Origin of the sequence: Kitasatospora sp. NPDC048194 (assembly GCF_043202455.1) — a bacterium.
Lineage (GTDB): Bacteria > Actinomycetota > Actinomycetes > Streptomycetales > Streptomycetaceae > Kitasatospora.
The window spans coordinates 47,506-61,135 of sequence record NZ_JBIDAK010000041.1 but is presented as its reverse complement, the minus strand read 5'-3'; the positions used below and the strand labels follow the sequence as shown (position 1 = coordinate 61,135).

Genomic DNA, 13,630 nt, shown 5'->3' with positions numbered 1-13,630 from the left:
GGGGGTGGTGTCCTTCCGTCATCGGCCTGCGGCCGATCCGGCAGTGGGCTCGCCTGGTCGTGTGAACGCGCTGTGCGGCTCCGGTTGGTTGGGTGCGGCGTGCGTTCCCGCGCTGCCCGCGTCTTGGGAGGCTGCGCCGCTCGCGAGCGCCCCGCGGGGCTCCTCCGGACCCCCGCCCCGCGGGGATCGGTTTCGGTGGTCCCTGTCCGCGGTGGCTGGGGTCAGGAGGTGGCCGGGGTCGGCGGTCGAGTGTCCGCGCTGCCGGGTGGCCCACGGTGGCGGGCGTCGCGGAAGGCCGGGAAGCGGTGACCGGTCGTCGAGCGAGTGCGGGCGGGAGCGGGTGACGGTCAAGGAGGGCTAACTGGGAGGGGGGTCGGGCCCGTGGCGAACGGGTGAAAACGTGCTCTGACCTGGCCTTTTGATGCTCAATCAGCTTCCCTTTGGCGCCCATATGCATTAGACTAGACACTGTCGGAAGGGCGGGAACGGCACCCGAACTCCCGGCAGTCCACCAACACCAACCAGAAAGAGCGAAAGACATGACCGAGGGGGACATCGCCTTCTACGCGACGATCGTCGGCGCGGTGGCCAGCACCGTTGGCGCGATCTTCACCGCGATCGGCGCCTGGCACGCCCGCGAGACCAACAAGGCTCGCGGCAAGCACCGCCGCTGACGGCGAGCCGGGGGGCTGCACCCAGCAGCCCCCCGGGGCCCCCGCAGAACACCACCGAACCCGCAGAGAGGGGAAGTTGTGAACACGCTCACCCGATGGGCCGGCGCCGTCACCGTCGCCGGCGGCGGAATCGCCCTCGCCGGCGCCTCCGGGCTCGACCACGTCGCCGCCGGCTGGTGGATTCTCTGGGCGACCTGCGCGGCCATCACGGCCGGCGCCTACGTCGTCCGCCACCGCGCCGAGCGCCGAGGCTGACGCGCGAGCAGCACGCCGCACCACCCGCCGGGGCCGGAACGGCACCCGCCCCGGCGGTCCACCAACACCGAGAAGGACACCGAAGTGAACAACGACATCAACACCGTGGCCACGGACGCCGGCTACACCGAGGAGGAGCTGGACCGGGCGGTCGCCCTGTTCATCGAGAACCAGTTGAAGCCGGCCGCGGCCCGCACCGGCCGGCCGCTCGGCGAGCTGCTGGACGAGGTGGCCGACGACCTGTTCGACATCACGGTCCTGGCCTACATGATGGCCGGCCGGGACGCCGACGCCGGCCGCATCGAGCCGGACGCCGTCCAGACCCGCGCCGCCGTGTACGCGGTCGGGATGCTGCGCAAGCTCCCCGGGCGCGAGAGCCTCGCCGCCCGGGTGGTCAGCTCCATCTACCGCCAGGCCCGGGCGGCCGCCGGAGTGGTCGACGGCTGCACCAGCCGCTTTCACCCGAACCACGCTGCCTCTTGCGCCCAGCAGATGGCCCACGAGGCCGAGTTCGCCCCGCTGGAGGAGCGCCGCAAGGTCTGCCCTACCCTGGCCACCCTGCTGGAGTCGATCTACGGCACCGACAACGAGCTCACGTCGTGGGGTGGCCAGCGGTTCCTCTCCACCCGCGAGCACCTGACGGACCACCTGGCCAGCTGCAGCACCTGCCGCGGCACCTACCGCACGTTCGCCCAGCCGGTCGAGGAGCTCACCCCCTGGCCGATCACCGCGCAGTAGCAGCCGGCTGACACCAGCCACCGGGGGCGGGAACGGCACCCGCCCCCGGCAGGCCCCACCACCAACACCACCACCCGAAGGGAACCAGCGAGATGACCAGGAAGACCGCCTCCGACCTCACCGTCCTGAACGTCGGCGAGCGCTACGCCCGCAAGGACGCCGCCGGTGGAGTCGTCTCCACCCTGGCCTGCGCCGGCCGGGAGTTCCCGTGCCACTGGACGGACATCGGCGAGTGGCACGTCAAGATCGGCCGCCGCACCCGGCTGTTCGGTTCCTGGCCCGAGGTGGTCACGGCCATCCGCAAGCACGTGCACCGGGTGGACCCCGACGCCGTGCCCCGCACGATCCGCCAGCGTGAGGAGGCGGCCGCCACGCTCGCCAGGTTCGCCGCCGAGGTGGCCGCGGAGAACGCCGCCGCCGCGGCCAGGGCCGAGCAGGCCGCCGCAACCCTCGCCCGTGCCGCCGAGGCCACCGGCGCGGTCAACGCCCTGGTGGACGAGGGCAGGTTGAGCGAGGACGCCGCCGACTACGTGGACGCGAACTACGGCGACGCCCGCCGCCGTGCCGCGGACAGCGCGCGCTACGTGCGCGAGCGTCCGAGGGATTGGCAGGTCATGGCCAGGCTCGCGGCCAGCGACGCCGAGAAGAGCGCCGGCCGGTGCATCGAGCTCGCCGAGCGCTTCGGCCTGATGACCACTCAGGCCGCCTGATCTCAGCGCAGCCAACCGGGGCCGACAAGTGTCAACCTGTCGGCCCCTCAGCGTCTCTGAGCAGCCATGTTCACCCGATTGGGGGCCGAATCAGCTTCCCTTTGGCGCTCATGTGCATTAGACTAGACACTGTCGGAAGGGCGGGAACGGCACCCGAACTCCCGGCAGTCCACCAACACCGAGAAGGGCTCACTGAAGTGGCGAACACCAAGAAGAACCAGCGGCTGACCCCGGTCCAGCGCACCGCGATGACCGAGGCCGTCGACACCTACCTCGGCCGCATGCCCAACGGGCTCAAGGGCCGCACGATCGACGCCCTGCTCGACCGCGGACTCGTGTACGAGGGCGACAACCGCGGCCGCCGGATCAAGCTGGCCATCCTCGCCGGCTACACCGGGTTCAGCAGCTACTACTTGACCCGCGCCGGGTACGAGGCCCTCGGCCTGAACCCGTGGCTCAGCTGCTCGCAGTGCGAGCACGGCCGCTACGCCGCCAACCGCGACGGCCGCCCCGGCTACCGCTGCACCAGCGACGAGTGCGACCACGAGATCACTTACGCCGACCTTGAGTTCGAGCCGGGCGAGTACGCCGAGCTGCGGGACGGCCGCCTCGCCCTGCTGTGGCGCGAGCCGAAGCCGTCCGGCGAGCCGGGCACCGACGCCGGACACTGCGCGCAGTGCCAGCGCCTGCTGGTGTGGGACCGTACGGGTAAGCGCGCGCACGACGAGCGCGGGGAGTACCTGTGCTCCACCGGCCGCAACTCGCAGGCCACCAGCGCGACGCACGTCCTGATCCCCGCCGAGCCGGCCGAGGCCACCGAGTCGAGCGAGGGGGCCCCGGCGGCCGCCGCCGACGAGGACCAGGCCGTCGAGCCCGCCCGTCCCGCCCCCCTCGCCCCGGGCGAGTCGACCGAGACCGTCTGGCGCTGCGACCGGTGCGAGACCGTCAACGCCACCGCGGACATGGCGTGCATGGTCTGCGGAGGCCACCAGGTCGGGAAGCTCCACCAGCTGACCAGCACGGTGCACGCGGCCGGCGGAACGTACTACGCGGACGGAACCCGGGTGATCCGCCTGTACCCGGCCGAGGGACAGCCGGTCGGAGTCCTGTATCAGGACTACTGCCCGTGCTGCGGAGACCAGACCATCGGCACCACCGCTGGAATGATCACGCCGGAAGACGAGCTCAGGCCGCTGCAGCGCGTCCAGTGGCCCGACCACACCGCCGACTGGCCGCCGCACCTGCTGCAGCGCGTCGCCGACGACTGGACGCCGAACGCCGAGCCGCCGGCCGCCGAGCGGCCGGCCGTGGTCCGACTCGCCGAAGCGCTGGCCGAGCTGATCACCGAGTACCCGACCGACGACGACGACCAGGTGGCCGGCCACCTCACCCTGCTGGACGCCAGCGGCCGCCCCGTGGCGCAGATCCCGCCGCTGCAGCCGGGACACGTCGAGTGGCTCACCAACCTGGTCCGTACCGACCTGATCGCCACGCGCGACAGCCACCCGGACTACGCCGAGGACCCGTGGGACTCCATCCCCGGCTGACCGGCCCGCGGCGGCCGGACGCGACGACCGGCCGCCGCCCTCCCGCACCACCCAGCACCACCCCGGAGCCGAGAACGGCACTCGGCACCGGACCCGACCACCAACACCCCCAGGAGCGCACCATGTTCCGCTGCACCGCCCACCGCGACCAGCCGCCGCCGGCCCCGGCCGCCTCCTTCCGGCTCAACCCGCAGCCCTACGTCTGCAAGGGGTGCGCCCAGCAGCTCGGCACCGAGGCCGAGCAGGAGACCCACTACTGCCCGTGCTGCGGCGAGCGGCTGCAGGGCTGCATCCGCAACGGCAGCTCCACCTGTCCGACGTGCGGCCCGATCTCCCGCAGCGGCGAGTTCGTGACGCCGGTCGACTACCTGGCCGAGCTGCTGGCCGGCCGTCAGCCGCACACCGTGGAGGAGAGGGCGGCCGCGCTGCTGCAGAGCTACCTCGGCCAGCAGGTCGGGCACTACGTCCGGTGGACCTACCGCGACGGCGACCAGATGCACGCCACGCTGGCGCGCGGCACCCACCGCATCGCGCTGCGGGTCGATGGCGACCGCGGCCAGGTCGAGGCGGCCAGCCCCTGCCAGGCCGACCGGTGCCGGGGCAAGCTCTGGACGACGGTCACCACCCGCGCCGATCTGCTGCGGATCTACCAGCACGGCCCGGGCCGCACCGCCACCTGCGACCGGTGCGGCACCCGGAACTGACCGGCCCGCGGCGGCCGGACGCGACGACCGGCCGCCGCCCTCCCGCACCACCCAGCACCACCCCGGAGCCGAGAACGGCACTCGGCACCGACACCAACCACCAACACCGCAAGGAGCGCACCACCGTGACCACCGCCCGCAGCTTCCACCGCCCCACCGAGGCCGACATCGCCCACCTGGCCAAGGCCGAGCACCCCGTGATCCTGCAGCTGATGACCGGCCACCGCGGCCGCGTCACCCCCACCGGCGCGGTCGGCACCGTCTACGGCCCGGTGCTCGACCTGGCCGTGCCGGCCGGCCTGCACGAGGCCGGCCTGACCGTCGAGCTGGACGTCGCCGCCGAGCTCGCCGAGGCCGCCGTCAAGCCGCTGCACCCGTGGCTGGTCAACGCCTACCAGCCCAAGCGTGGCGAGTCAGCCGTGCGCCTGGTCGGCTCGCTGGTCGCGTGGAACGGCCGCGTGACCGCCAAACTGGAGTTCAGCGACACCGCCAAGCGCGGCCCGGAGCGCCGCAAGCTGTCGGCCCTGCTCGCCAAGTACTACGGCGTCAGCTTCGACCAGGTGTTCACCTGGCACGAGAGCTACATCGACGCCGGTTTCGAGATCGACGACTTCGGCCGCATGCGCGGCATCTCCAAGCGCGAGGAGGTGCGGCACTTCGCCTACGGCCACGGCCGCACCGACGCCCGGATTTGGGGCGCGCCGGCCGCCGTCGCCAAGTTCGTGGCGGTGCTGCCCATCGTGCTGGAGCAGTTCGACATCCTCAGCCTGGCATGGGGCAAGCGCGTGCAGAAGTGGCTGACCACGACCGAGCAGGGAGAGACCTACTGCATGCCGCGCGAGCGCCGCGGCACCGTCACCCGCGCCCGCCGCGACTTCGCCGAGGCCCTCGCGTTCGCCCTCGGCCAGTACGGCTCGCCGAACAGCAAGACCACCAAGGTGGACCCGACCAAGAGCCTGCCGTACCAGTCCGACGCGGCGGCCGTCGAGACGCTGGACGAACTGGGCTGGTGGGAGTGGCTGGAGCAGTGGCAGCGCCCGGAGACCGAAGCGGCGTACGCCAGCTGCGCGGAGCTCGCCGAGCGGATCGCCGCCCGCATCGCCGACGAGCGCGCGAAGGCCGGCGCCGCCGAGAGCCTGCGCCGGATCGAGGCCGAGCTGGCCGAGCAGCGCGCCGCCGAAGAGGCCTACGCCGCCGACATCGAGGCCGCCCTGGCCCGGGTGAACACCAAGCCGACCGCCGAGCAGCTCGCCGCGCTGGCCGAGGCCGAACTGGCCGAGGCCGAGGAGGAGCTGGGCTACCGCGAGGTGCCGCCGTGCCCGGTGCCGCCGCGGGTCGAGGAGCCCGAGACCGCGGAGGAGCTGCGCGCCCAGGCCGCCATCCTGGTGGAGCTCGGCGCCCCGGCCGCCGCCCAGATCCTGCTGGACCGGGCCGACGCGCTGGAGCCGGCCGAGGAGGCCGCCGAGGCCGAGGAGCTGCTGCCGTCCGTCGAGGCCGACCAGGAGCCGGCCGAGCAGATGGACGTGGACGCGGTGATCGAGGCGATCCTGGCCGCCGGGACGCCCGTCCAGCGGCCCCTGGTCGCGGTCGAGCCGGCCCCGGCATCCGGGCGCCGGCCGCGCCGCCGGCGCCGCACCGGCGCCGACCTGTTCCCCGGCGTCGAGTGGGTCGAGTTCACCGTCCCGGTCGAGCTGCTGGACCACGTGCCCACCCACCTGTTCCGGCCGCGCAGCTCGGCCGAGCTCGCCGCAACGGAGGCTGCCGGCCTCGCCCGCCTCGGCACCCGCGCCCAGGCCGTCGACAGCCAGCCGGCCGGCGCCGCCGAGACCGGGGCGAGCACGCCGGCCGAGCGGCCCGCCAACCCGTACCAGCCGCAGCCGATCCCCGTCCTGCCCGGGACGCTGCCGAAGCTGGTCCCGGCCCGCCCGGCCCGCCCGGCGTTCACCCCGCCCACCGACCAGCTGGCCCTGGCCGCCTGACGGCCCGTAGAACCAGCTCGGCCCGGGCCGCCGTCGCAGCAGCGACAGCGGCCCGGGCCGGAAACGGATGAGGGCCGGTGGTACACCCCGAGGGGTGACGGCATCCACCGGCCCAGTGGTCCACCAACACCGGCCCGAGGGCCGAGCGAACCAGCGACCAGTGTAGCCGGGCGAGGAGTGCGAGGACATAGCCTCGCCCGGTAGCCCGCGGCCCCGGCGGCCGCCGACCAACGAGGAGACCCCGACCATGGCCCAGCCCACCGACGAGACGCCCGAGCCCACCACGGTGCAGCGCAACGGCCGGCCCGCCGTCGACGCGGCCGGCATCGCGCAGCTCGCCGGCATGTCCCTGCGCACGTGGCAGCGCAACCGGCACCAGGACTTCACCGCGGTGGTCGTGCCGATCCCGGGCACCAGGCAGCCGCTGCTGTACGACCTGGCCCAGGCCCGGGCGTTCCTGGCCGGCGAGGAGATCCCCGCGCTGGAGACGAGCGAGCCTCGGCCGGACGACCTGCTGACCGACAAGGAGGCCGGCGCCGTCGCCGGCATCGCGGCCGGCAACCTTCGCACCGAGGCGGCCGCCGGACTCATGGACCCGGGCATCGAGCTGCTCGGCCGGCGCTGGTGGACCCGGGCGGCCGCCGAGGAACGCCGTGGAGTCTCCCGCCGCCGCGGCCGGATCGCCGGGACGACCAACCGCACCCCGCGCGAGCGGCCAGCCGACGCCCGGGCCGCCGAGGTGGCCGACGAGCTGGCGGCCGCCGAGCGCGGCGAGCGCGGCCCGGTCACCACCGGGGAGGTGGCCGACCGCTACCAGCTGCAGCCGCGCACGGCCGAGCGCACCCTGGCCCGCGCCCGCGAGCTCCACCAGGAGCGGCCGCAGGCCTGACAGGATGAGCCCCTGCCGACGATCGGGCGAGCGGGGGAGTGGAGTTGGACAGCCGAGCCGAGCAGGCCCTGGCGTACGTCGCCGAGCGGAGCATCCTGGTGCCGCACGGCTGCAGGTACTGGACCCAGAGCCTGACGAGCGACGGGTACGCCAAGGCGACCATCACCGTGGCCAAGGACACCGAGCGCACGGTCCGCGTGCACCGGTGGCTGGTCGAGGAGGTGCGAGGGCCGCGCCCGATGCCGGCCGCGCTGAAAATCGCGCACGCATGCAACGAGTCGCTGTGCATCGAGCTCGACCACCTGGCGGCCGGCTCGCAGCTGGCGAACCTGCGGCAGATGGCAGCCCAGGGCCGTTCGGCCGGCCGGGCACACGTCGGCACCGGCGACAGCCGGGGCCCTCTCGGCCGGGCGCAGGCCATCCAGGCCGCGCTCCGGGACGGGCTGGACCTGCCCACGCTGGCGGCCGCCATGCTCGCCGGCGAAGTGCGGCCGCTGGTGCGCGAGGCCCTCGCGGGTGGGTACGACGCCGAGGCCTACCTGGCCGCTGTCGAGGCCTCGGACCCCAGCAGGTCCCAGCTCCCACTGTTCTGACCGGCCGTCGACCCCGGCAACGCAAAGGCCCCGCCCTGGCGGATGGGTGACCATCCCCAAGACGGGGCCGACGTGCGTTCAGCAGCGGATCACACCGCCGCCGGTTCCCCTGGCGGTTGGGTGGCGCTCACCGGACCGTAGGCCGGCGCGCTGTCCTGCTGCTCGGGGATCGTAGCGGACGCAGCCTCGGCCGGCGCCGCCGCCGGCGCGGCGGCCTCGGCGGCCGCAGCCTTCGCGGCCGCGTCGTGCCGCCGCTTCGCGGCCTTCACCTCGGCCTGCGTCAGGCCGACCCGTTCGGCCGCCTCGGCCACGTCCACCCCGGTGTCGAGCAGCTGGACCACCAGGGCGTCGACCGTGGCCGACTTGGCGGCCTGCTTCTCTGCCCGGTCCTGCTGCAGCTTGGCGACGAGCCGCTCGGTTTCCGCGGCGAAATCGTCCAGCTCGCCCAGGCCGAGGATCACGTCCCCCGCCAGCTTCCGCCGCTCGGCGGCCAGCTTCTCGAATCGCTCAGCCCGCTCGGCCGCGGCCCGGCGTGCCTGCTGACGCGCCGACAGCTGACGCGCCCCCCTGCTCTCCTCAGCCATTCGGCTACCTCCCGTTGATCGTCAACCGATCTGCACATTGTGCCCCGCCCGCCCCGCGGGCGGGGCGAGGCGGGCAGGGGAGCGGCCCTAGCGCCTCACCGATCGGGGCGCGCCGGCGCCCCGCCACCCCTTCCGCGCCGCCGTACGCAGGAGCGCCGCCGGCGCCAGCGCGAAGCCTGGCCGCCTCGGCCTCCCGCAGCGCCGTTCGCCGTAGGGGTTCCTGTCAGTCAGTCACCTGCAGGTCGGTGCCGCCCCCGTCTGCCAGCTCTCCCCGTGACGCGCCCACAGGGTGCGTCGTCCGTGCGGATTTCCACAGGCATGCTCGGTGAGCCTGCCTGTGGAAATCCGCCTCGCAAGCTCGTGGTAGTTCATGATCTTGAAAACGCCCGTCGCGCTTCCCAAGTCGTCCACTCGCAAGCTCCTGTCCGCCTTGCTCAGCACGCCTCGCTTTTTCAAGATCATGAACTATCACACCTCAGACACATGTGTGACCTAGGGGGTAAGATCACCGCGTGATGACCGTCCACCGCCTCAGCGCCGGGGACGGGTATGCCTACTACATTCGCGAGACAGTATCCGCCGACGAGCGCCGCGACCTCGGCCGGGAACTCGGCGACTACTACACCGCGCAGGGCCAGCCGCCCGGCCTTTGGATGGGGTCCGGAATCGAGCTGCTCGGAGTCTCCGGCACCGTCACCGAGGCCCAGATGCGGGCCCTTTTCGGTGAAGGGCTCCACCCCAACGCCGAGGCGATCATCGCCGCCCGGATCGCCGCCGGCGACACCGCCAAGCAGGCCCTGGCCGCCGCCAAGCTCGGCCGGTCCTTCCCCAAGTACAAGAACCGCGAGACGGAGTTCGGCCGACGCTTCGAGGAGGAGCTGGCAGCCTTCGACCGGATCAACCGCCGCGAGCCGGACGCCCAGGAGCGCGCCGCCCTGCGTGGCAAGGTCGGCGCCCGACTCTTCCGCGAGGAGCACGGCCGCGGCCCAGCCTCTAAGGAGGAGCTGGGCAGGTTCATCAAGCGCGCCGAGGGCGGGAAGAAGCAAGAGGCGGTAGCCGGGTTCGACCTGGTGTTCAGCGCCCCGAAATCCGTCAGCGTGCTGTGGGCCCTCGGCGACGAGGACGTGCGCCGGGCCGTCGAGCGAGCCCACGAGAAGGCCATCGCCGACACCCTCGCTTGGCTGGAAGCCGAAGCCACCATGACCCGGACAGGGTTCGGCGGCGTTGGCCAGGAGCACGTGCAGGGCGGGCTGATCGCCACCCGCTTCCGCCACTATGACAACCGCGAGGGCGAGCCGCTGCTGCACGACCACGTGGTGGTCGCCAACAAGGTGCTGGGCGTCGACGGCAAGTGGCGGAGCCTGGACAGTGCTCTGCTCTACGCCCAGAACGTCCCGGCCAGCGAGCTGTACAACGCCCGGGTGGTCGAGGAGGTGTGCACGTCGCTCGGCCTGCGCGCGGAGGCCCGCGAGGTGACCGCCGGCAAGCGCCCCGTGATGGAGATCGCAGGCGTCGGAACCGACCTGATCGAGGCTCACTCGGGCCGCTCCAAGAGCATCAAGGAGCGTACGGCCGAGCTGGTCGAGGAGTACCGCGAGCAGCACGGCCGGGAGCCGTCCAGCAAGGTCTTGTTGCGGCTGATGCAGCAGGCCACGCTCGACACCCGCCCGGACAAGGAGCACGCCCGGGCGCTGTCCGAGCTGCGCGTCGAGTGGCGCGCGGCCGCCGTCGAGGCCTTCGGCACCGAGCGGGTGGACGCGCTGCTGCAGAGCGCACAGGCCGCCGCCGCCGGCTTCCGTGAGGACACGGCCGCCGTCCGCATCGACGTGGAGACCGCGGCCCGCGAGGTGATCGAGACCGTCTCGGACCACCGCAGCGTGTGGGGCCGGCGCCAGGTCCTGGCCGAGGCCCGCCGATGGATGATGAACGCGACCCGTGGCACTCAGCAGGGCGCCGAGATCGCCGAGCAGATCGCCGAACTGGCCCTCGCCCGCGAGGCCATCAACATCACGCCGCCGGACCCCAATCCGCGGTTCGACCCGCTCACCCGCCCGGACGGGTCGAGCATCTACCGGCGCCGGGAAGGCGAGCGATTCACCTCGGCGGCAGTGCTCGCCGCCGAAGACCGCATCGTCGGCGCCGCCCGGACCCGCGTCATCCCGGCGTCGTCCGCCGAGGCCTTCGAGCGCGTGCTGGCCGCCTACCAGCAGGCCAACCCCGAGCGGCCGCTGGACGCCGGACAGCGCGCCCTGGCCCGCCGCTTCGCCCTCGGCGAGCACCTGGTCGAGGCCGCGATCGGCCCCGCCGGCGCAGGCAAGACCACCGCCATGGCCGTGGCCGCCGACGCCGTGCGCGCCGCAGGCGGCCGCGTGATCGGCCTCGGCCCGTCCGCCCGCGCGGCCGCCGAGCTCAGCAACGGCATCAATGCCCCCGCCTTCGTGCTGCACCAGTGGCTCGGCCAGCGCGAGCGCGCCCGCCAGGGCGAGACCGTGCGGCCCGAGTTCGACGTGCGCGCTGGCGATCTGCTGATCGTGGACGAGGCCGGAATGGCTGGCACCCGACGCCTGGCCGAAGTGGTCGCCGAGGCCGAACGCGCCGGCGCCGTGGTTCGCCTGGTCGGCGACCCTAGCCAGCTGGCGAGCGTGGAGTCCGGCGGCGCCCTGCGACTGCTCGCCAGCACCACCGACGTGGTGGAGCTGGAGGCCGTGCACCGCTTCCGCACCCCCGGTGAAGCGGCCGCCTCCCTCGCCCTGCGCGCCGGTGAAGCCGAGGACGCCTGGACCTGGTACCTGGACCAGAACCGCATCGTGGCCGGCAGCCGCGAGCAGATGCTGCAGGCGATTTTCACCGACTGGCAGCGCGACATCGAGCAGGGCCTAAGCGCCCTGATGATGGCCGACGACAACGCCAGCGTGGCCGAGCTCAACCGCCTGGCCCAGGCCTACCGGGTCGGCGCCGGCCAACTCGACACGACCCATGGCGTGCAGCTTCGGGACGGCCTGGAGGCCCACCGCGGCGACCTGGTGGTGACCCGCCGCAACGCCCGGAAGAACCTCACCCGAGGCGGGAAGGACTTCGTCAAGAACGGCGATCAGTGGAGCATCACCCGCGTGAATGCTGACGGCTCGCTGGTCGTCCGGCACACCGACCACGGCGGCCGCGCCGTCCTGCCGGCCGACTACGTCAACCGGTACGTGGAGCTCGGCTACGCGAGCACCGGCCACCGCGGCCAGGGCGCCACCGTCGACACCGGATCAGGTCTGCTCAGCAGCAAGACCGCCCGGGAGTCCGCCTACGTCGAGCTGACCCGCGGACGCCAGAAGAACCAGGCGTACCTCATCCTGGAGGACGGTCAGAGCATGGCCGATGTCCTGGACGCCATCGCCCGCAACAGCCAGGCCTCCCTGTCCGCGACCGAGACGATCCGCGAGGAGCAGGACCGCGCGGTCAGCATCCGCCAGCTCACCAACGAGTACACCGACGTGCACAGTCGAGCCCTGGACCTGCGCTACCAGAGCATGCTCCGCTCGGTGCTCGGCGAGGCCGCCGAGGAGTTCATCGCAGCCGACGCCTGGCAGGCCGTCGTCCGCGCCGTCCGCGACGCCGAGCGCGACGGTTTCGCCCCCGAGCGGATTCTGCTGGCCGCCTACCGGGAGCGCGACTTCCACGACGCCGACGACGTTTCGGCGGTGCTGAGCTGGCGCATCGACAACCACGTGGCCGACGCCCACCAGGTCATGCAGCGGCTGGAGAAGGAGAACACCAGCCGGCCGCTGGCCGACCTGACGAACGACCAGCTCGCCAGCCTCGCCGGGGAGGCCACCAGGCGCCGAGCCCAGGCCCTGGAGAACATCCAGCGGGCCGACGCCCGGGTGGCCAACCAGCCCCGCGCCGCGGTGGTCGACGGCCTGCCGGTCCCGGCCTGGCCCCACCGCGCGTACGGCGACCTCACCCGTGCCCAGCTCGCCGACGCCATCGCCCGGGCCCGCCGCGCCGGCCGGATCGCCGATATCGAGCAGGACTCGGCCGCCGCGCGCGAGGCCTTCGCCGACCTCGCCGCGCTGCGACGCGAGCAGCAGCTGCGCGCCCGCATGCGCGAGACCTGGCAGCGCGAACCGGGCACCGGGCACGCGGCCACCGCCGGCCTGGACGGCGTGACCGTGGCCGCGATGATGCGCGCCAACTTCGACGGCCAGGACGAGGCCCGCCAGCAGCTGGAGCGCGCCGAGGTCATCACCGCCCGGGTACGTGCCGAGCAGCGCCTGCGCCAGCTGCTGCCCGACACCGCGCCCGTCGCCCCGGACAACACCGGCCCGGTGCCTGAGTGGCTCGCACCGCGCGAGGTGGAGCGCGACCAGCACACCCCGCCCGCGTGGATCGAGCACCTGCAGGTGCGCCGCGAGGTGATCGAGGAGCGCCTACGCCAGACCGGCCAGGCCCTCGCTCAGGACCCGCCCGCGTGGGCGCGATCCCTCGGCCCGGTGCCGCCGGTGGACCACGAGCTGCGCGAGGCGTGGGAGCGCACCGCGGCGCTGGCCGACGCCTGGCGGACTCGCCGTCAGGTGCGCGACAGCGAGCCCGGAATCGGCGACCGTCCGGGTGCCGAGCGCGACGCCGAGGCCTGGCAGACGCTGCAGGACCAGGTGGCCCAGATGGGCCGCCGGGCGCGCGCCGTCGAGGCCGCGGCCCACCGCGGTGACGCCCTCTATCCGGCCACCGATTCAGCCGCCCGGGAAGGGCTGAAGCCTGCCACCGAGCTGGAGCCGGCCGCCCTGGCCGTCGCCGAGGAAGCCCCCGCCGTCGAGGCCGAGCTGGACGAGACGTTCACCGCCGAGGTGGTGACCGAGACCGAGCTGGACGCCTCGGCCGTCGAAGCCGTCGCCGCCGTGGACGACGTGCAGGCCGAGCTCGCGGTCGACGGCGCCGAGGCAGAGCTGCAGGAGGACCAGGCCGTCGA

11 protein-coding genes are annotated in these 13,630 nt (G+C 73.5%); 10 read left to right on the top strand and 1 reads right to left on the bottom strand.

What is annotated here, in order from left to right:
- Positions 1 to 539 precede the first annotated feature (539 nt).
- From ACGF07_RS32105 to ACGF07_RS32065, 9 genes are all read left to right on the top strand, one after another.
- Entirely contained in the window at positions 540 to 674 is a 135-nt protein-coding gene (locus tag ACGF07_RS32105; protein ID WP_392904556.1) for a hypothetical protein, read from the top strand.
- A 78-nt stretch (positions 675 to 752) separates the two neighbouring features.
- Positions 753 to 929 carry a hypothetical protein gene (locus tag ACGF07_RS32100; protein WP_392904553.1) on the top strand — a complete coding sequence of 59 codons (177 nt, stop codon included), beginning with the start codon at positions 753 to 755 and terminating at the stop codon, positions 927 to 929.
- A gap of 84 nt (positions 930 to 1,013) precedes the next feature.
- The gene (locus ACGF07_RS32095; protein ID WP_392904551.1) at positions 1,014 to 1,667 is read left to right on the top strand and encodes a hypothetical protein; all 654 of its coding nucleotides are present in this window, start codon (positions 1,014 to 1,016) and stop codon (positions 1,665 to 1,667) included.
- Positions 1,668 to 1,759: 92 nt separating this feature from the next.
- Entirely contained in the window at positions 1,760 to 2,377 is a 618-nt protein-coding gene (locus tag ACGF07_RS32090) for a hypothetical protein (protein WP_392904548.1), read from the top strand.
- 197 nt (positions 2,378 to 2,574) lie between these two features.
- Entirely contained in the window at positions 2,575 to 3,924 is a 1,350-nt protein-coding gene (locus ACGF07_RS32085) for a hypothetical protein (RefSeq protein WP_392904546.1), read from the top strand.
- 122 nt (positions 3,925 to 4,046) lie between these two features.
- Positions 4,047 to 4,628 carry a hypothetical protein gene (locus tag ACGF07_RS32080; RefSeq protein ID WP_392904543.1) on the top strand — a complete coding sequence of 194 codons (582 nt, stop codon included), beginning with the start codon at positions 4,047 to 4,049 and terminating at the stop codon, positions 4,626 to 4,628.
- A 125-nt stretch (positions 4,629 to 4,753) separates the two neighbouring features.
- Entirely contained in the window at positions 4,754 to 6,607 is a 1,854-nt protein-coding gene (locus ACGF07_RS32075) for a hypothetical protein (RefSeq protein WP_392904540.1), read from the top strand.
- 247 nt (positions 6,608 to 6,854) lie between these two features.
- Positions 6,855 to 7,496, top strand: coding sequence for a hypothetical protein (locus ACGF07_RS32070; RefSeq protein WP_392904538.1), 642 nt, complete (start codon positions 6,855 to 6,857; stop codon positions 7,494 to 7,496).
- 44 nt (positions 7,497 to 7,540) lie between these two features.
- Entirely contained in the window at positions 7,541 to 8,089 is a 549-nt protein-coding gene (locus tag ACGF07_RS32065) for an HNH endonuclease (RefSeq protein WP_392904535.1), read from the top strand.
- 89 nt (positions 8,090 to 8,178) lie between these two features.
- Here the strand turns inward: ACGF07_RS32065 and ACGF07_RS32060 are convergent, their stop codons facing one another.
- Positions 8,179 to 8,673, bottom strand: coding sequence for a hypothetical protein (locus tag ACGF07_RS32060; protein WP_392904533.1), 495 nt, complete (start codon positions 8,671 to 8,673; stop codon positions 8,179 to 8,181).
- A gap of 515 nt (positions 8,674 to 9,188) precedes the next feature.
- On the opposite strand from ACGF07_RS32060, the gene mobF reads away from it, so the two are divergent.
- The coding region (gene mobF / locus ACGF07_RS32055; RefSeq protein WP_392904531.1) for a MobF family relaxase at positions 9,189 to 13,630 on the top strand (4,442 nt) is incomplete at its 3' end.